General features: G+C 58.2%; 18 protein-coding genes. 5 read left to right on the forward strand and 13 right to left on the reverse strand.

The annotated features are described in order from the left end of the window. The first annotated feature begins 43 nt into the window (after window positions 1-43). On the forward strand, window positions 44-2122 hold the full coding sequence (locus tag ACLH1U_RS21220; RefSeq protein WP_275256995.1) for a YccS/YhfK family putative transporter: 2079 nt from the start codon (window positions 44-46) through the stop codon (window positions 2120-2122). Here the strand turns inward: ACLH1U_RS21220 and ACLH1U_RS21225 are convergent. The 5 genes from ACLH1U_RS21225 to ppiA all read right to left on the reverse strand — a co-directional run bounded on the left by ACLH1U_RS21225 (window position 2112) and on the right by ppiA (window position 5452). Further along, complete coding sequence (locus ACLH1U_RS21225) at window positions 2112-3332, reverse strand: aspartate aminotransferase family protein (protein WP_032454216.1); 1221 nt, start codon at window positions 3330-3332, stop codon at window positions 2112-2114. The genes ACLH1U_RS21220 and ACLH1U_RS21225 overlap by 11 nt on opposite strands. 89 nt (window positions 3333-3421) lie before the next feature. Continuing rightward, entirely contained in the window at window positions 3422-3985 is a 564-nt protein-coding gene (gene pabA / locus ACLH1U_RS21230; RefSeq protein ID WP_411299447.1) for an aminodeoxychorismate synthase component 2, read from the reverse strand. A 31-nt stretch (window positions 3986-4016) separates the two neighbouring features. Continuing rightward, window positions 4017-4619 (reverse strand): putative adenosine monophosphate-protein transferase Fic, encoded by a 603-nt coding sequence (locus tag ACLH1U_RS21235; RefSeq protein WP_032454217.1) that lies wholly within the window; start codon window positions 4617-4619, stop codon window positions 4017-4019. After that, the gene (locus ACLH1U_RS21240) at window positions 4609-4776 is read right to left on the reverse strand and encodes a YhfG family protein (protein ID WP_004202194.1); all 168 of its coding nucleotides are present in this window, start codon (window positions 4774-4776) and stop codon (window positions 4609-4611) included. The genes ACLH1U_RS21235 and ACLH1U_RS21240 overlap by 11 nt, the downstream gene beginning before the upstream one ends. 106 nt (window positions 4777-4882) lie before the next feature. Continuing rightward, a complete protein-coding gene (gene ppiA, locus ACLH1U_RS21245) occupies window positions 4883-5452 on the reverse strand; it encodes a peptidylprolyl isomerase A (RefSeq protein WP_032454218.1) in 570 nt (189 codons plus the stop codon). A 277-nt stretch (window positions 5453-5729) separates the two neighbouring features. On the opposite strand from ppiA, the gene tsgA reads away from it, so the two are divergent. Continuing rightward, window positions 5730-6917 (forward strand): MFS transporter TsgA, encoded by a 1188-nt coding sequence (gene tsgA, locus ACLH1U_RS21250; RefSeq protein WP_004202192.1) that lies wholly within the window; start codon window positions 5730-5732, stop codon window positions 6915-6917. On the opposite strand, the gene ACLH1U_RS21255 is transcribed toward tsgA, so the two are convergent. After that, a complete protein-coding gene (locus tag ACLH1U_RS21255) occupies window positions 6914-8236 on the reverse strand; it encodes a cytosine deaminase (RefSeq protein WP_121936537.1) in 1323 nt (440 codons plus the stop codon). The genes tsgA and ACLH1U_RS21255 overlap by 4 nt on opposite strands. A 238-nt stretch (window positions 8237-8474) precedes the next feature. Here ACLH1U_RS21255 and nirB point away from each other — a divergent pair, with 238 nt between their 5' ends. The 3 genes from nirB (at window position 8475) to cysG (ending at window position 12868) form a co-directional block, all read left to right on the forward strand. Continuing rightward, window positions 8475-11018: a nitrite reductase large subunit NirB gene (nirB, locus tag ACLH1U_RS21260; RefSeq protein WP_411299448.1), complete on the forward strand. Its 2544-nt coding sequence runs from the start codon at window positions 8475-8477 to the stop codon at window positions 11016-11018. Continuing rightward, window positions 11015-11341, forward strand: coding sequence for a nitrite reductase small subunit NirD (gene nirD, locus ACLH1U_RS21265; protein WP_023291187.1), 327 nt, complete (start codon window positions 11015-11017; stop codon window positions 11339-11341). Before nirB ends, nirD begins: the two co-directional genes overlap by 4 nt. Before the next feature lie 153 nt (window positions 11342-11494). Beyond that, entirely contained in the window at window positions 11495-12868 is a 1374-nt protein-coding gene (gene cysG / locus ACLH1U_RS21270) for a siroheme synthase CysG (protein ID WP_023291188.1), read from the forward strand. 74 nt (window positions 12869-12942) lie between these two features. Here the strand turns inward: cysG and trpS are convergent, their stop codons facing one another. The 7 genes from trpS to aroK form a co-directional block, all read right to left on the reverse strand. Further along, on the reverse strand, window positions 12943-13947 hold the full coding sequence (gene trpS / locus ACLH1U_RS21275) for a tryptophan--tRNA ligase (RefSeq protein ID WP_002920253.1): 1005 nt from the start codon (window positions 13945-13947) through the stop codon (window positions 12943-12945). Then, entirely contained in the window at window positions 13940-14701 is a 762-nt protein-coding gene (gene gph / locus ACLH1U_RS21280; protein WP_023291189.1) for a phosphoglycolate phosphatase, read from the reverse strand. The genes trpS and gph overlap by 8 nt, the downstream gene beginning before the upstream one ends. Next, entirely contained in the window at window positions 14694-15371 is a 678-nt protein-coding gene (rpe, locus tag ACLH1U_RS21285) for a ribulose-phosphate 3-epimerase (RefSeq protein ID WP_023291190.1), read from the reverse strand. Before rpe ends, gph begins: the two co-directional genes overlap by 8 nt. A gap of 17 nt (window positions 15372-15388) precedes the next feature. Continuing rightward, a complete protein-coding gene (dam, locus tag ACLH1U_RS21290; protein ID WP_004202178.1) occupies window positions 15389-16216 on the reverse strand; it encodes an adenine-specific DNA-methyltransferase in 828 nt (275 codons plus the stop codon). Window positions 16217-16294: 78 nt separating this feature from the next. Beyond that, a complete protein-coding gene (damX, locus tag ACLH1U_RS21295) occupies window positions 16295-17584 on the reverse strand; it encodes a cell division protein DamX (RefSeq protein ID WP_032429003.1) in 1290 nt (429 codons plus the stop codon). An 84-nt stretch (window positions 17585-17668) separates the two neighbouring features. Continuing rightward, window positions 17669-18763: a 3-dehydroquinate synthase gene (gene aroB, locus ACLH1U_RS21300; RefSeq protein ID WP_023291192.1), complete on the reverse strand. Its 1095-nt coding sequence runs from the start codon at window positions 18761-18763 to the stop codon at window positions 17669-17671. Between the two features lie 55 nt (window positions 18764-18818). Next, window positions 18819-19340 carry a shikimate kinase AroK gene (gene aroK / locus ACLH1U_RS21305; RefSeq protein ID WP_002920267.1) on the reverse strand — a complete coding sequence of 174 codons (522 nt, stop codon included), beginning with the start codon at window positions 19338-19340 and terminating at the stop codon, window positions 18819-18821. Window positions 19341-19436: the final 96 nt, after the last annotated feature.

Raw genomic sequence — 19436 nt, forward strand, 5'->3', positions numbered from 1 at the left:
GCGGCGTATTGCTCCTGCAGTACGCCGTTTTTGTTTTTCCCTCATGTGGCGCAGGCTGATTTACCACCCGGAAGTCAACTATGCACTGCGGCAAACGCTGGTGCTGTGTCTGCCTGTGGCCATCGGTCTTCTGCTCGGCCATCTCCAGCAGGGACTCCTGTTTTCCTTAGTTCCCGCCTGCTGCAATATCGCCGGTCTCGACACTCCGCATAAGCGCTTTTTTAAGCGTCTGATTATCGGCGGCTGTCTGTTTGCCGGATGCAGCCTGGTGGTGCAGCTGCTGCTCGCCCAGACCATACCTTTGCCGCTTATTCTCAGCGGCCTGGCGCTATTGCTCGGCGTCACCGCGGAAATCAGTTCGCTGCACGCGCGCCTGCTGCCCGCGTCGCTGATCGCCGCCATCTTTACCCTGAGCCTGGCGGGCAATATGCCCGTCTGGGAGCCGCTGTTGATCTACGCCTTCGGCACGCTATGGTACGGCGTGTTTAACTGGTTCTGGTTCTGGCTGTGGCGCGAACAGCCGCTGCGGGAGTCGCTCAGTCTGCTCTACCGGGAACTGGCCAATTATTGCGAAGCCAAATATAGCCTATTGACCCAGCATACCGATCCCTCGACCGCCCTGCCGCCGCTGCTCATCCGCCAGCAGAAGGTGGTCGATTTAATCACCCAATGCTATCAGCAGATGCATATGCTGGCCGCCAACCAACGTAACGACCACAAACGTCTTCTGCGAGCGTTCCAGATGGGGCTGGATCTACAGGAGCATATTTCGGTCAGCCTGCATCAGCCGGAAGAGGTGCAAAAGCTGGTTGAGCGCAGCCATGCCGAAGCGGTGATCCGCTGGAACGCGCAGACCGTCGCCGCCCGCCTGCGGGTGCTGGCGGATGACATGCTCTATCATCGTTTTCCGCAGCGTTTCCAGATGGATAAACAGATCGGCGCCCTGGAAAAAATCGCCCGCCAGCATCCGGATAACCCGGTCGGCCACTTCTGCGCCTGGCACTTCAGCCGCATCGCCCGGGTGCTGCATACCCAGCGCCCACTGTATGCCCGGGATCTGATGGCTGACAAAGAGCGTCGTTTACCGTTGTTTCCCGCGCTAAAGAACTATCTGTCGCTGAAGTCGCCCGCGCTGCGCAACGCCGCCCGCATCAGCGTGATGCTGAGCATCGCCAGCCTGATGGGCAACGCCCTGCATTTGCCGAAGCCCTACTGGATCCTGATGACCGTCCTCTTCGTGACACAGAACGGCTATGGCGCCACGCGGGTACGTATTGTCCACCGGGCGGCGGGGACGCTCGCCGGCCTGATCATCGCCGGGCTGACCTTGCACTTTCACGTTCCGGAGAGCTATACCCTGAGCGGGATGCTGCTGATCACCCTGCTCAGCTATCTGATCATCCGCAAACACTATGGCTGGGCGATGGTGGGGTTTACGGTGACGGCGGTATATACCCTGCAGCTGCTGACGCTTAACGGCGAACAGTTTATTATCGCCCGGCTGATGGACACGCTGATCGGCTGCCTGATCGCCTTCGGCGGGATGGTCTGGCTGTGGCCGCAGTGGCAGAGCGGCCTGCTGAAAAAAAACGCCCACGATGCGCTGGAGGCCGACCAGCAGGCGATTCGCCTGATCCTCAGTCCCGACCCCAAAGCGCCCGCGCTGGCCTACCAACGCATGCGCGTCAATCAGGCGCACAACGCGCTCTACAACTCCCTGAATCAGGCGATGCAGGAGCCCGGGTTTAATACCCACTACCTGGAAGATATGAAGCTATGGGTGACGCACAGCCAGTTTATCGTCGAACACATCAACGCCATGACCACTTTGGCCCGGGAGCATACGATGCTCACCCCGGATCTTGCCCAGCGCTATCTCGAATCCTGTGAGATTGCCCTGCAGCGCTGTCAGCAGCGGCTGGACAGCGATGGCCCCGGCAGCGCAGGGGATGTCAATATTATGGAGTCACCGGAAAGCGAGGTGCCGATCGGTCCGTTAAGCACCCTGGAGCAGCATCTGCAACGCATTCTGGGCCATCTGAACACCATGCACACCATTTCGTCAGTGGCATGGCGTCAGCGGCCGCATCACGGCATCTGGCTGCGGAAGATCAGCCGTTAATCACCTTTGCCACGGCCTGGGCAAAGCGCGCCATCCCCTCGGCAATATCCTGCTCTTCGATGATCAGCGAGGGAACAAAACGCATCACGTCCGGCCCGGCGTTAAGCACCATGACGCCGGCTTCCGCAGCGGCATAGAGAAAATCACGCGCGCGGCCCTTGTGCTGCGGCTTGAGTTCGGCGCCAATCAGCAGGCCCATCCCGCGAATATCACTGAACAGATCAAACTCGGCATCCAGCTGCTGCAGGTGTTTGACGAACAGTTCGCGTTTGGCGTTCACGCCATCCAGCACCGCCGGGGTATTGATCAGATCGAAAGCGGCGTTGGCGACCGCGCAGGCCAGCGGGTTGCCGCCGTAGGTTGAGCCATGGGAACCCGCATGGAAGGCGCTGGCGATCTCGTGGGTAGTCAACATGGCGCTGACCGGGAAACCGCCGCCCAGCGCTTTGGCGCTGGTGAGAATATCCGGGGTTACGCCATAGTGCATATAGGCAAACAGCGATCCGGTACGCCCCATTCCGCACTGCACTTCATCAAAGACTAACAGCGCCTGGTGTTGATCGCACAGTTCGCGCAGCCCCTGCAGGAACGCCGGCGTCGCTGCCGTCACGCCGCCTTCGCCCTGAATCGGCTCCACCACCACCGCGCAGGTGTGGTCATCCATCACCGCTTTTACCGCCTGCAGGTCGTTGAAGGGAACATGGACAATATCCGCCGGTTTCGGGCCGAAACCATCGGAGTACTTCGGCTGCCCGCCGACGGAGACGGTAAACAGGGAGCGACCATGAAAGGCATTATGGAAAGCGATGATTTTGGTTTTGTACGGGCTATGGCGGGTCACCGCATAGTGACGCGCCAGCTTAAAGGCCGTTTCATTGGCTTCGGTACCGGAGTTCATAAACACCACTCGCTCGGCGAAGGTGGCATCGACAAGTTTACGTCCCAGGCGCAGCGCTGGCTCATTGGTAAAGACGTTGCTGGTATGCCACAGCGTTTCGCCCTGCTCGTGGAGCGCCGCCACCAGCGCCGGGTGGCAATGGCCGAGCGCCGTCACCGCGATACCGCCGGCGAAATCAACATACTCTTTGCCCTGCTGATCCCAGACGCGGCTGCCTTTTCCCTTTACCGGGATGAATTCTGCCGGTGCATAAATTGGCAAAATAACTTCATCGAATGTGGCGCGGGTGATTGCCGGTTGTTCAGTTGCCATGTCTTGCCCATCCCTCTTCGTTATGCAGATGCGATTATGATAATCTAATCACAAAATATGCATAAAAAATCAGTCAATGGCAACCGAAATCACCGCTTAATAAAGTTCGCCAGCAATTGATGGCCCTGTTCGCTGAGGATGCTTTCCGGATGGAACTGCACGCCCTCGAGATCCCAGTCGCGATGACGGATCCCCATAATCTCACCGCTGGCGCTGCGGGCGGTGACGATAAACTCAGGCGGCAGCGTCGGCGGGTCAATCACCAGCGAATGATAGCGGGTCACCGTCAAAGGATTATTCAGCCCCAGAAACACCCCTTCGCCGTTATGCTCGATAAGCGAGGTTTTTCCATGCATCACCTGCGCCGCCCGCACAATGGTCGCGCCAAACGCCTGGGCTATCGCCTGATGCCCGAGGCAGACGCCCAGCAGCGGCGTTTTCCCTGCATAGTGACGGATTACCGCGAGGGAAATCCCCGCTTCATCCGGCGTACAGGGACCAGGCGAAATCACTATCTTCTCCGGCGCCAGCGACGCTATCTCCTCCAGCGTCAACGCATCGTTGCGCCTGACCAGCACTACCGCCCCCAGTTCGCAAAAGTACTGATACAGATTCCAGGTGAAAGAGTCATAGTTATCGATAAGCAGGATCATAGCGGCTCCGGAACAATCAAACCGGGCTATTCTACTCAGATTCCCGCGCTTCGCTTACCACTTTGCGAAAGATCGCCGCCAGCGGGTCCGGATCGCCCATCGCGCCCTGCTGACAGGCGGTGCTCCAGGCGGCAGGATCGACGTCACGCCAGTCAAGAAGGTAGCCGGCATGTATCGCCAGCTGTTCAAAGAAAATGCGCTGGGTCAGGCCATTGCCGAGACGAAAAGGGTGCAGCACATTAATTTCACCATAGAACCAGCTCAGGCGTTCGATAAAGGTATCCCGCGGCAGACCGCAGAGATAATCCTCCTGCTCCAGAGCCTGCATCAGGGCATTCCCCTCCTCTTCGATGCGGGCAAAGTGGCAGAACGGCGTATCGCCCAGGTAGAGGTTCACTTCACGCAGCCTACCCGCCCAGTCAAACAGATCCTGATACAGCTGATGATGAATAGCGCACAGATAGGGTAAGCCGCGCACCCGCGGGCCCAGCGGCAGAGTGGCCGCCCGCAGGGACGTCATCTCCAGGGCAGCCTGCTGCAGCGTTTTAGCCTGGCGGATGCCGAGGCGGTTGCGCAGGACGTTCAGCGCCGGATAGAGGTAAGGATCGCGTTCATCGCCAAATTTATCGCTCATACTCCCTCCGCAGCGTCGCGAGGCGAGCCTGCGCCTCCTCGGCAGTCAGCGTAACCAGCGGCACCGATACGCCTTCGAGGCGACGGCTGGCCTGAAAATTGCTATTACGTGTCTGTTCCCAGAGCCGGGATTTTTGCTTATCGGTGAGTGGACGCATCGTCGCCCCCCTTATCGTCCCCTGTGTGCCACAAGTATAAGCAGCAATTACAGGTTATGCCGGGAGGCAACCGGGCGCGGCGATAAACCACCGCGCCGCGGGAGGATTAGGGCAGCACTTTCGCAGAGAGGATAACAACCGGTTTAGACGGCACATTCTGGTATGGGCCGACGTTATGGGTCTGGACCTGGGAGATCTTATCCGCAACGTCCATGCCTTTGACTACCTTGCCAAACACCGCATAGCCAAAGTCGCGCTGGCCATGGTCGAGGAAGGCGTTATCCGCCACGTTGATAAAGAACTGGCTGGTGGCGCTATCCTGATCGGCGGTACGCGCCATCGCGATGGTGCCGCGGGTGTTGCGCAGGCCGTTGTCTGCTTCATTCTTGATCGGCGGGTTAGGCTGTTTCTGCTGCATCTGCTCGTTAAAGCCGCCGCCCTGCACCATGAATCCCGGGATCACGCGGTGGAAGGTGGTGTTGTTGTAGAAGCCGCTGTTAACGTACTTCAGGAAGTTATCCACGGAAATCGGGGCTTTCTGGCTGTTTAACTCAAGCTCAATGTTACCTGCCGAGGTGGTCAGCAGCACATGCGGATCGCCCTTTGCCGCCATGGCCGGGGAGAAAGCTGAAATGGCGAAAACGGCAGCCATCGCCGCCAGTGTTGATTTGAGCATGGAAATTCCTTAACGGAGCAGAATAAAAGCGAGTGCCTTGATTCTAAAGAGCCTTTGCATCCTGGGCCAGCCTTTTACCAAATTTTACTTAGCTGTAATAATTGTAACCGCGCAAACGTTCTCCCTGGCGTCGAAAAAAGCGTGATGCAAGTCACATTAAAACATGCAAAAGATAACGTATTTCACAATAAACATTTAATTACATCACCTGAACGACTAAAATCTGTCCGCCCGGCGCAGCGTCAACGCGCTTTACCTTTCTATTCACAGGCCAGTCATGACTAACAGCAACCGTATTAAGCTCACATGGATCAGCTTCTTCTCCTACGCCCTGACCGGCGCGTTGGTGATCGTCACCGGTATGGTGATGGGTAACATTGCGGATTATTTCCATCTGCCCGTTTCCAGTATGAGCAACACCTTTACCTTCCTGAACGCCGGTATTCTGATCTCCATCTTCCTCAATGCCTGGCTGATGGAGATCGTGCCGCTGAAAACTCAGCTGCGTTTTGGCTTTATTTTAATGGTGCTGGCGGTGGCCGGCCTGATGCTCAGCCACAGCCTGGCGCTGTTCTCCGCGTCGATGTTCGTTCTCGGCCTGGTCAGCGGGATCACCATGTCGATCGGGACCTTCCTGATCACCCATATGTATGAAGGCCGTCAGCGCGGGGCGCGTCTGCTGTTTACCGACTCCTTCTTTAGCATGGCGGGAATGATTTTTCCGATGGTCGCCGCGGTCCTGCTGGCGCGCAGCATCGAGTGGTACTGGGTCTACGCCTGTATCGGTCTGGTGTATGTCGCTATTTTCGTCCTGACATTCGGCTGTGACTTCCCGGTGCTCGGCAAAAAAGCGCAGAGCGAAAACAGCCAGCCGGTGGTGAAAGAGAAGTGGGGCATCGGCGTGCTGTTCCTCTCCGTCGCGGCGCTGTGCTACATCCTCGGTCAGCTGGGCTTTATCTCCTGGGTACCGGAATATGCCAAGAGCCTGGGCATGAGCCTCGGCGATGCCGGTAAACTGGTGAGCGATTTCTGGATGTCCTACATGATCGGCATGTGGTCATTCAGCTTTATCCTGCGCTTCTTCGACCTGCAGCGCATCTTAACCGTCCTCGCCGGCCTCGCGACGGTGCTGATGTACCTGTTTATCAATGGTTCGCCGGAGCATATGCCGTGGTTTATTCTGACCCTGGGCTTCTTCTCCAGCGCCATCTACACCTCGATCATTACGCTCGGTTCGCAGCAAACTAAAGTCGCTTCACCAAAGCTGGTGAACTTTATCCTCACCTGCGGCACCATCGGCACCATGCTGACTTTCGTGGTTACCGGCCCGATTGTGGCTGCCAGCGGTCCGCTGGCAGCGCTGCACACCGCTAACGGCCTCTACGCCGTGGTGTTCGTGATGTGCTTTATCCTCGGCTTCGTCTCCCGTCACCGCCAGAACAACGCGCAGGCGGCGTCTCACTAAGCCTTCGGCCCCTTTGCGTTCGCAAGGGGGCTGTTCCTCATAAAAGAGAGCGCCTCGCCACCGCGGTCGGTCTGGATCCAGGTTTGCGCCAGCTGGGTAATCGCGATCACCCTTCCCTGGCGAATTGACCAGCGCACCGGCACCTGGCAGCGTACCGCCTCAAAGCCATTCTCCGCCGGGAGGATGATCAGGTTAGCCGGGTTGCCGCTGACGATGCCGTAATCGGCCAGGCCAAACGTGCGAGCGCTGTTGTCAGTGATAAGCTGCAGGCCGTCGTTAATCTGCTGGTAGCCCATCAGCTGGCAAACGTGCAGCCCCATATGCAGGACCTGCAGCATATTACCGGTCCCCAGCGGGTACCACGGGTCAAAGACATCATCATGACCAAAGCAAACGTTGATCCCCGCCGCCATCAGCTCCTTCACCCGGGTAATGCCCCGTCGCTTCGGGTAGTCGTCAAACCGGCCCTGCAGATGAATATTGACCAGCGGATTGGCGACAAAGTTGATGCCGGAGAGCTTTAGCAGGCGGAACAGGCGCGAGGTATAGGCGCCATTATAGGAGTGCATGGCGGTGGTATGGCTGGCCGTCACCCGTGGCCCTATCCCCGCCTTCAGCGCCAGCGCGGCAACGGTTTCAACAAAGCGCGACTGTTCATCGTCAATTTCATCGCAGTGAATATCCAGCGGGCGGTCATATTTCTGCGCCAGTCGAAAGGCGATATGCAGCGATTCCACCCCATATTCACGGGTGAACTCAAAGTGCGGGATCGCCCCGACGACATCCGCCCCCAGCTTCAGGGCCTCTTCCAGCAGCGCCTCGCCGTTGGGGTAAGAGAGGATCCCCTCCTGCGGAAAAGCGACAATCTGCAGCTCGACCCATGGCGCCACCTCCTTTTTGACCTCCAGCATCGCCTTTAGCGCCGTCAACGTTGGATCGGAGACATCGACATGGGTACGGACAAACTGCACGCCATTGGCGATCTGCCACTTGAGGGTTTTCCACGCCCGGGCTTTAACGTCCTCATAGCTGAGCAGCGCTTTCCGCTCCGCCCAGCGCTCAATCCCCTCGAACAAGGTGCCGGACTGGTTCCAGTTCGGCTCACCGGCCGTCTGGGTGGTATCCAGATGGATATGCGGCTCAATAAAAGGCGGGATCGCCAGTCCGCCGCGAGCGTTCAGCACCTCGTAGCTTTCGTCCCGCGCCTCCCCCATCGGTGTGATCTCGCCAAAGCGGCCCTTATCTATCGCTATCTGCCACAGGCCGTCGCGGTCTGCCAGGCGTACGTTCTGAATCAACCAAAGCGGCGCTGCTGTCATATCACCCTCTCTATTCAATACGGCTTGTTTTCTACTCAACCCCAATCGCGACCCACCCAATTCTTGTACACAAAATCGGCAAAAAGGAAAAGCCAGCGTTTTCCACAACTTAGAAAATTACAGACAAATCAATTATATACCCATTAAGTGGTAGGTGAAGTTGTCATTGATTTGCATCAATAAGCCTGATGGCTGAATCGTTAAGGTAGGCGGTAATAGAAAAGAAATCGAGGCAAAAATGAGCAAAGTCAGAATCGCTATTATCGGTAACGGCATGGTTGGCCATCGCTTTATCGAAGAGCTTCTCGATAAGGCGCCTGCCGGACAGTTCGACATTACCGTGTTCTGTGAAGAACCGCGTATCGCCTACGACCGTGTCCACCTGTCGTCTTATTTCTCCCACCATACCGCAGAAGAGCTGTCGCTGGTCCGCGAAGGTTTCTATGAGAAACACGGCGTCAAGGTGCTGGTCGGCGAACGGGCCATCACCATCAACCGCCAGGAGAAAGTGATCCACTCCAGCGCCGGGCGCACGGTGTTCTACGACAAGCTGATTATGGCGACCGGCTCATACCCCTGGATCCCGCCGATTAAAGGCGCGGAAACTCAGGATTGCTTCGTCTATCGCACCATTGAAGATCTTAACGCCATTGAATCCTGCGCCCGTCGCAGCAAACGCGGCGCGGTGGTCGGCGGCGGCCTGCTCGGCCTGGAAGCCGCAGGCGCCCTGAAAAACCTCGGTGTCGAAACCCATGTTATCGAATTCGCGCCGATGCTGATGGCCGAGCAGCTCGACCAGATGGGCGGCGAGCAGCTGCGGCGCAAAATTGAAAGCATGGGCGTGAAAGTTCACACCAGCAAAAACACCAAAGAGATCGTTCAGCAGGGCACCGAGGCGCGCAAAACCATGCGCTTCGCCGACGGTAGCGAGCTGCAGGTCGATTTCATCGTCTTCTCTACCGGGATCCGCCCGCGCGATAAACTGGCCACCCAGTGCGGACTGGCGGTTGCCCAGCGCGGCGGCATCATGGTCAACGATAGCTGCCAGACCTCCGACCCGGATATCTATGCCATCGGCGAATGCGCCAGCTGGAACAACCGCGTGTATGGCCTCGTCGCGCCGGGTTATAAAATGGCCCAGGTGGCCGTCGACCACCTCCTCGGCAGTGAAAACAGCTTCACCGGCGCCGACCTCAGCGCCAAGCTGAAGCTGCTGGGTGTAGACGTGGGCGGTATCGGCGATGCCCACGGCCGCACGCCGGGCGCCCGTAGCTACGTCTATCTCGACGAAAGCAAAGAAGTTTATAAGCGTCTGATCGTCAGCGCCGACAACAAAACCCTGCTCGGCGCGGTGTTGGTCGGCGACACCAGCGACTACGGCAACCTGCTGCAACTGGTGCTGAACGCCATCGAGTTGCCGGAGAATCCGGATTCGCTGATCCTCCCGGCCCACGCCGGCAGCGGCAAGCCGTCGATCGGCGTCGATAAACTGCCGGACAGCGCGCAAATCTGCTCCTGCTTCGACGTCAGCAAAGGCGACCTGATCGCCGCCATCAATAAAGGCTGCCATACCGTCGCGGCGCTGAAAGCGGAAACCAAGGCCGGTACCGGCTGCGGCGGCTGTATCCCGTTGGTCACCCAGGTGCTCAACGCCGAGCTGGCGAAACAGGGTATCGAGGTCAACAACAACCTGTGCGAACATTTCTCTTACTCCCGCCAGGAGCTGTTCCACCTGATCCGCGTGGAAGGCATCAAAACCTTCGACGAACTGCTGGCCAAACACGGCCAGGGCTACGGCTGTGAAGTGTGTAAACCGACCGTCGGCTCCCTGCTGGCCTCCTGCTGGAATGAGTACGTCCTCAAGCCTCAGCACACGCCGCTGCAGGACACCAACGACAACTTCCTCGCCAACATCCAGAAAGATGGCACCTACTCGGTCATTCCGCGCTCCGCGGGCGGCGAAATCACGCCGGAAGGGCTGGTCGCCGTGGGCCGTATCGCTCGTGAATTCAATCTGTACACCAAAATCACCGGTTCCCAGCGCATCGGCCTGTTTGGCGCGCAGAAAGACGACCTGCCGGAGATCTGGCGGCAGCTGATTGAAGCGGGCTTCGAAACCGGCCACGCCTACGCCAAAGCGCTGCGGATGGCGAAAACCTGCGTCGGCAGCACCTGGTGCCGCTACGGGGTCGGCGACAGCGTCGGCTTCGGCGTCGAACTGGAAAATCGCTACAAAGGCATCCGTACGCCGCACAAAATGAAGTTCGGCGTCTCCGGCTGTACCCGCGAATGTGCGGAAGCCCAGGGCAAAGACGTCGGGATCATCGCCACCGAGAAAGGCTGGAACCTGTACGTGTGCGGTAACGGCGGGATGAAGCCGCGCCACGCCGATCTGCTGGCCGCGGACCTCGATCGCGAGACGCTGATTAAGTATCTCGACCGCTTTATGATGTTCTACATCCGCACCGCCGATAAGCTGACCCGCACCGCGCCGTGGCTGGACAACATGGAAGGCGGGATCGACTATCTGCGCAGCGTCATCATCGATGACAAGCTCGGTCTGAACGACCATCTGGAAGAGGAGCTGGCTCGCCTGCGCGCCGCCTTCGCCTGCGAGTGGACCGAGACCGTCAATAACCCGGCGGCGCAGACCCGCTTCAAACACTTTATCAACAGCGACCAGCGCGACCCGAACGTTCAGGTGGTGCCAGAACGTGACCAGCATCGCCCGGCCACGCCGTATGAGCGCATCCCGGTTACTCTGGTGGAGGAAAAAGCATGAGCCAGTGGGTAAACATCTGCAACATTGACGACATCCTGCCCGCCACCGGCGTCTGCGCCCTGCTCGGTCAGCAGCAGGTGGCGATCTTCCGTCCCTATCATGACGACAGGGTGTTCGCTATCAGCAACATTGATCCGTTCTTTAACGCCAGCGTACTGTCTCGCGGCATTATCGCCGAGCATGACGGCGCCCTGTGGGTTGCCAGCCCGCTGAAAAAACAACGTTTCCGCCTGAGCGACGGCCTGTGTATGGAAGATGCCAGCCACTCTATCGCCCGTTTCGACGCCCGGGTAAAAGACGGCCACGTTCAGCTTAAGGCGTGAGTCCCGCATCCTCCCCCCGGCCACGGGGGGAGATATAAGTAACACTTCTGACCGACAGCGCATGAGTGCGGGATATGTCGCATGTTTTGTATTACCTTTGCTGCTATTCTACGACCACTCATTTTCTACCCCTTATTTTTATGAGGTTATTCTGTGGATCACTTACCCATATTCTGCCAGTTGCGCCAGCGTGATTGTTTACTGGTTGGCGGCGGGGATGTCGCCGAACGCAAGGCCCGTCTGCTGCTGGATGCTGGCGCAAACGTCACGGTCAATGCGCTCGACTTTACCCCGCAGTTTCATGTGTGGGCCGATTCACAGATGCTAACCCTGGTGCAGGGGGAGTTTATCCCCTCGCTGCTGGACAACTGCTGGCTGGCCATCGCCGCTACCGATAATGAGACGGTGAACCAGCAGGTCAGCGACGCGGCCGAAGCGCGGCGTATCTTCTGTAACGTGGTGGATGCCCCACGCCAGGCCAGCTTTATCATGCCGTCCATTATCGACCGCTCGCCGCTGATGGTCGCCGTCTCCTCGGGCGGGACATCCCCGGTGCTGGCGCGCCTGTTGCGCGAGAAGCTGGAGTCAGTCTTACCCCTGCATCTTGGCCAGCTGGCCCGCTACGCCGGCCATCTGCGCGCGCGCGTGAAGCAGCAGTTTGCCACCGTAGGCGAACGCCGCCGCTTCTGGGAGAAGCTGTTCGTTAACGACCGGCTGGCGCAGTCGCTGGCCAATGACGATCGGCAGGCGGTGGCGGATACCACCGAGCAGCTGCTGACCGAGCCGTTAGAGCATCGCGGCGAGGTCGTCCTGGTTGGCGCCGGCCCTGGTGACGCCGGGCTGCTCACGCTCAAGGGCCTGCAGCAGATCCAGCAGGCCGACGTGGTGGTCTATGACCGGCTGGTCTCCGACGACATTATGAATCTGGTGCGCCGCGATGCCGACCGGGTGTTCGTCGGCAAGCGCTCAGGCTATCACTGCGTGCCGCAGGAGGAGATCAACCAGATCCTGCTGCGCGAAGCGCAAAAAGGAAGACGCGTGGTCCGGCTGAAAGGCGGCGATCCCTTTATCTTTGGCCGCGGCGGAGAGGAGCTGGAGACCCTCTGCGAGGCGGGGATCCCCTTCTCGGTTGTGCCCGGCATCACCGCCGCCTCCGGCTGCTCCGCCTACTCGGGGATCCCGTTGACCCATCGCGATTTCGCCCAAGGCGTCCGCCTGGTCACCGGCCATCTGAAAACCGGCGGCGAGCTGGACTGGGCGAACCTGGCGGTGGAGAAGCAAACCCTGGTGTTCTACATGGGTCTGAACCAGGCGCCGGCGATCCGCGAGAAGCTTATCGCCCACGGCATGGCGGAAGATATGCCTGCCGCCATCGTCGAGAACGGCACCGCCGTGACGCAAAAAGTGGTCAGCGGCACCTTAGGACAGCTAGATATTCTGGCGCAGCAGATGGCCAGCCCGGCGCTGATCATTGTCGGCCGCGTGGTCGGTCTGCGGGATAAACTGAACTGGTTTTCGAACCATTAACCTTCGCCTGACGGCGTGAACGACAGGCATAAAAAAGGGCGGGATAATCCCGCCCTTTTTAGCTGTTGCGTCGCTTACGGCTTGGCGACAAAGCCAATCGCTTCGTATACCGCTTTCAGGGTTTGAGAAGCCCGCGCGCTGGCCTTTTCTGCGCCGTCCTTCATCACCTGATTGAGAAACGCTTCGTCGTTACGGAAACGGTGATAGCGCTCCTGCAGGTCAATCAGCATGCCCGATACCGCTTCGGCGACTTCGCCTTTCAGGTGGCCATACATTTTGCCTTCGAAATGCTGCTCCAGCTCAGGAATGGTTTTCCCGGTGACCGCGGAGAGGATATCCAGCAGGTTGGAGACGCCCGCTTTCTCTTTCAGGTCGTAGCGCACCACCGGCGGCTCGTCGGAGTCGGTGACCGCACGTTTGATCTTCTTGACCACCGATTTCGGGTCTTCCAGCAGGCCGATGACGTTGTTGCGGTTGTCGTCGGACTTGGACATCTTTTTCGTCGGCTCCAGCAGCGACATCACGCGCGCGCCGGATTTAGGGATAAACGGCTCAGGCACTTTAAAAATATCGCCGTAGATGGCGTTAAAACGCTGGGCGATATCGCGGCTCAGTTCAAGGTGCTGTTTCTGATCTTCGCCCACCGGAACCTGGTTGGTCTGGTACAGCAGAATGTCAGCGGCCATCAGTACCGGATAATCAAACAGACCGGCGTTGATGTTCTCCGCGTAGCGCGCGGACTTGTCTTTAAACTGGGTCATGCGGCTCAGTTCGCCGAAATAGGTGTAGCAGTTCAGCGCCCAGCCTAACTGGGCATGTTCCGGCACGTGAGACTGAACGAAAATAGTGCTTTTCTGCGGGTCGATGCCGCAGGCCAGATACAGCGCCAGGGTGTCCAGCGTCGCCTTACGCAGCTGCTGCGGATCCTGGCGCACGGTGATGGCGTGCTGGTCCACGATGCAATAGATGCAGTGGTAATCGTCCTGCATGTTTACCCACTGACGCAGCGCACCCATGTAGTTGCCAATGGTCAGTTCACCTGAGGGCTGTGCGCCACTAAAAACGATGGGCTTAGTCATGTTTCAATTCCTGAGTTTCACTGTGCGGTAACCCGAGAGCGGGTAAGAGTTCATTAAACTGGTCGAAGAGATAGTCCGGCTCGCTCAGCGCAAGCGGTTCGCCATAGTTATAGCCGTAGGTCAGGCCAACAGAGCAGCAGCCTGCCGCTTTGGCCGCCTGAATATCATTACGGGAATCGCCGACGAACAGCAGCGCCTCCGGCGTCAGGCCGAGCTTTTGCGCCACCAGCAGCAGCGGTTCCGGATGCGGCTTTTTGTTCTGTACGTCATCGCCGCCGATCACCACGGTAAAATATTTCGCAATATCGAGCGCGTCCAGCAGCGGGGCGACGAACGGCGTCGGCTTATTGGTCACCAGCGCCAGCGGCAGGCCTTTGGCCTGCAGCGCGCCGAGCGTATCGGCCACTGCCGGAAACAGGAAACTGCCCTCTTCCGCCGCTTCGGCGTAATAGCGGTCAAACAGTTTACGCAAAATGCGCAGCTGTTCGTCTTGCGGAATATCATGATCGTCGACGGAAGGCTTGCCCATCGCCGCACGTAACGTTGCACGCTCCTGACGAGCCCAGGTCAGCGCCCGCTCCATCAGAACATCGGCGCCGTTGCCGATCCAGGTCACGACGCGTTCTTCTCCCGCCACCGGCAGCTCCAGGGCGTAGAGGGCGTTATCAACGGCGGCGGTCAGACCCGGCGCGCTGTCCACCAGCGTGCCGTCGAGATCAAACGCGATGCCGCGGATCGCCTGTAATTTATCCATGACTTACCTTCGCTAATTCATTACGCATGTGATCAATGACTTTCTTGTAGTCCGGCTGGCCGAAGATCGCCGAACCGGCAACGAACATATCCGCACCCGCCGCGGCGATTTCGCCGATATTGCTCGCTTTCACTCCGCCATCCACTTCCAGGCGAATATCGTAGCCGGACGCATCGATGCGCTGGCGCACTTCACGCAGTTTATCCAGCGTCTGCGGAATAAAGGACTGGCCGCCAAAGCCCGGGTTAACCGACATCAGCAGGATCACGTCCAGCTTATCCATCACGTAATCGAGATAGCTCAGCGGCGTCGCGGGGTTAAACACCAGGCCCGCTTTACAGCCGTGCTCTTTGATAAGCTGCAGGCTGCGGTCGACGTGTTCGGAGGCTTCCGGGTGGAAGGTGATGATGCTGGCGCCAGCTTCGGCAAAATCAGGAATGATGCGGTCGACCGGCTTCACCATCAGGTGGACGTCGATCGGCGCGGTAATACCGTAGTTACGCAGCGACTTCAGCACCATCGGGCCAATCGTCAGGTTCGGCACGTAGTGGTTGTCCATGACGTCGAAGTGCACGACATCCGCACCCGCCGCCAGCGCCTTCGCGGTATCCTCACCCAGACGGGCAAAATCAGCCGACAGAATCGAAGGGGCAATCAAATACTGCTTCATCCGCATCTCCTTGAAATTTATTTGGTCTTAGGCGGACGGTAGAGCGCTAAGAGCTCGTCCACCTTTTTACGCGTACCACCGTTGCTGCTGATGCTGCGCCGAACCTTCACAATATGCGTTTCTGCCGCGTTTTTATACCACTCCTGCGTCAACGGCGTGCGGTGGTTGGAAATCAGCACCGGGATCCGTTTCTTCATCAGCGATTCCGCCTTTTGCGCCAGCAGCACCTGTTGCTCCAGGTTGAAGCTGTTAGTGTGGTAGGCGGTAAAGTTCGCCGTCGCCGTCAATGGCGCATAGGGCGGATCGCAATACACCACCGTGCGGCTATCCGCACGCTGCATGCACTCTTCATAAGATTCGCAGTAAAACTCAGCGTTTTGCGCCTTGTCGGCAAAATGATAGAGCTCAGCCTCGGGGAAATAGGGCTTCTTATAGCGGCCAAACGGCACATTGAATTCGCCGCGCAAATTGTAGCGACACAGGCCGTTGTAGCCGTGACGGTTCAGATACAGGAACAGCACCGCGCGACGCAGCGGATCCTGGCTCTGGTTGAATTCATCTCGGTACTGGTAGTAGCGCTCAGCGACGTTGTTTTCCGGGGTAAACATCTCGCGGGCGGCAGCGACATACTCGTCGGTGCGCAATTTGACGATGTTGTACAGGCCGATTAAATCACTGTTGATATCCGCGAGGATATAACGAGAAAAGTCGGTATTGAGAAATACCGACCCGGCGCCCACAAAGGGCTCGATTAAGCACTCACCTTCCGGCAAATGCTTTTTAATATCGTCAAGCAGGGGGTACTTCCCCCCTGCCCACTTTAGAAAAGCGCGATTCTTTTTCATGCTGCCTAACTAATTACACATTCTCCGGCTGTGGAGAAAGCTCCGACAGCATCCTGCGCTTAAGACTACCCCACGGCATTATTTCAGATCAGCCTGAACCTGATGCAGTGGTTTTGCCCATGGATTTTTCGCCTGCACGTCCGGCGGCAGCGAGGTGACCGCGCGTTTCGCTTCATCTTTCGATGAATAGATACCGCTCACCAGCACGTACCACGGTTGGCCGTTACGCGACGTTTCATAGACAACATATCTGTCCAGCTTCTCTTTCTTCGCCCAGTTGTTCAGGTTTTCATAGTTAGAGGAGCTGCTGAGCTGCAGGGTATAGTTACCCGACGGCGCAGATTTCATCGAGCTGACGTCACCTGCCGTTTTACCGCTCTTCGCCGCCGGCGCTGCCGCGGCTGCCGTTGCAGCTGGCGCTGCGGTCGTCGCGGTCGTGGCTGGTTTGCTCTGCGCGGTGGCTGCCGGTTTACTTTCGCTGACGGTCGTTTTCGCCGGAGCGGTAGTGGCCGCGCTTTCAACATGCTTCGGCTGGACCGGTTTCGTTTCTACCGGCGCTTTCGCCACCGCCTGTGGTTTCGGCTGCGGCTTCGCTTCGATGACGGTGTGCTTACGCTCGGCCGGACGCGGCGTTGCCGCCGTCTGACGTTCGGTCGTCTGGCGCGGCGCCGCGGCGCCACTGGCGCCATTACGGATCGGCGCGACGGTTGCCGGTTCAGTTGGCAGCGTCGAGTTAGCTACGGCGCCGTCCAGCTGGCCCTGCTGCTGGGTCAGCGCGTTATTCAGATCGCCCTGAACTTCAACACGCTGCTGGCCCTGCGGCTCTGCCGCTGCCTGGCCCTGGGTCGGGTTCGCGGCAATAGGCGGTACCGTGACGTCCTGCTGTGTGGTGGTATTGGCGGCTGTCTGATCCTGGCCGGCAGCTGGCGTGCTGGCGGACTGGTCGTCAGATAGATTAATGCTCTTCTCGCCGGAAGCGGTCTGCTGGCTGGACGAAGATGGCGATTTCAGCGCGGAACCGATACCTACGATTAACAGCAACAGCACCAGAATCCCCACGCCCATCATGATGTACTGGCGGGAAGCGGGTTTCGCCGGCGCTTTTTTACGCTTACGCGGACGACGCTCTACAGGCTGCTCTTCGAGCATCTCCTCATCTTCCGCATCCAGTTCTTCTTCGAACTCTTCCTCTTCACGCTCACGACGGGCCTTGCCGGCGCGCGTCGGACGGCCTTCATCGGCATCAAGATCAACATCGTCAAAATTGATCTGCGGATCGGCATCACGCTCGGAAGACTGACGGGAACGACCAGCACGACGATCGTTGCGATCGGCTTTCATATCGTCTTCTGGTTTGAAATCATCCATTTAACACCCCACTAAAAGGCTTATGCTCACGATTATTGCACATCACCCGAAATGATAACGCCGCGCGAACGCGGCCAGACCTTCTTATTGTTGCGCCTGCTGAGTATCAGCAATCGCGCCAAGAACCACATCATGCGGCACTCCGCCGCGCAGCTCGCTGCTTCCTATTGCGAGCGGGAGCACCAGCCGCATTTCGCCAGCCAGTACTTTCTTATCGCGCATCATATGGGGCAAATACGCCTGCGCACTCATTTCCTGCGGGCCGCGTACCGGTAAACCTGCACGCTTGAGCAGATCGATAAGGCGCTGAGTATCCTGCGAGCGGAACTGCCCCAGCCGCTCGGACGTATGCGCTGCCATCACCATACCTGCCGCCACCGCTTCGCCGTGCAGCCAGTTACCGTAGCCCATTTCAGCCTCGATAGCATGGCCGAAGGTATGTCCAAGATTGAGTAAAGCACGTAACCCGGTTTCACGCTCGTCGGCAGCCACAACTTCCGCTTTCAGCTCACAGCAACGGCGAATGCAGTACGCCATGGCCTTTTCATCCAGCGCCAGCAGGGCATCAATGTTGTTTTCCAGCCAGCTGAAGAATGCGCCGTCGAGGATCACCCCATACTTGATGACCTCAGCCAGTCCGGAAGCGAGTTCGCGCTTCGGAAGCGTCTTCAGACAGTTAAGATCAACCACCACGGAAACCGGCTGCCAGAAGGCGCCAATCATGTTTTTGCCGAGAGGGTGGTTCACTGCGGTTTTGCCGCCGACCGACGAGTCGACCTGCGACAGCAAGGTGGTAGGGACCTGGATAAAACGCACGCCGCGCTGATAGCTTGCCGCGGCGAAACCGGTTAAATCACCGATAACACCGCCGCCGAGCGCCACCAGCGTGGTGTCGCGGCCATGGGGTTTTTGTAACAGCGCGGTAAATACGGTATCCATCACCGCCAGGCTTTTATACTGCTCGCCGTCGGGCAGGATCACGCTGTCAACGTTGACCCCTGCCTGCTCCAGTGCAGAGCGGACGGTATCCAGATAAAGCGGCGCCAGCGTTTCGTTGGTGACCAGCATAGCCTGGTCGCCCGACTTGAGTGGCAGGAAGGAAGCTGGATCGTTAAACAAACCAGCCGCGATGGTAATCGGGTAACTACGTTCCCCGAGGGTAACAGTAAGCCTCTCCATAACGCGACATCCACCTCAATGACTTTTACTCTGACGCACTTTTATTAAGCCAGAATCAGTTGCTTTCCAGCATATGAATAATCTGGTTCGCGACGACTTTCGCACTCTGATCGTCTGTGCGGATAGTCACATCGGCGATCTCTTCATACAGCGGGTTACGCTCGTCAGCCAGCGCTTCCAGTACTTCACGAGGCGGCGCATCGACTTGTAGCAAAGGACGCTTTTTATCGCGCTGCGTACGGGCCAACTGCTTCTCGATCGTTGTTTCCAGGTAGACCACCACGCCGCGGGCGGAGAGACGGTTACGCGTTTCACGGGATTTTACAGAGCCGCCGCCAGTCGCCAGCACAATCCCCTGTTTTTCCGTCAACTCATTGATAATTTTTTCTTCACGGTCGCGGAAGCCTTCTTCGCCTTCAACATCGAAGACCCAGCCCACATCAGCGCCAGTGCGTTTCTCAATCTCTTGATCAGAATCGTAAAATTCCATGTTGAGCTGTTGGGCTAACTGGCGCCCAATAGTGCTTTTGCCGGCACCCATAGGCCCAACCAGAAAGATATTGCGTTTCTCTGCCATTTTTTCGGTACTACTAAGACTATTCGTTAATGATAAACCCGCTTCGCAGACACCCAGCGCCGCAGGGCATGAACTGAAACCTCATATGCAATAGAG

Origin of the sequence: Klebsiella sp. 1SOBk5mer, from assembly GCF_046603115.1 — a bacterium.
In the GTDB taxonomy this organism is placed as follows: Bacteria; Pseudomonadota; Gammaproteobacteria; order Enterobacterales; family Enterobacteriaceae; genus Klebsiella; species Klebsiella quasipneumoniae.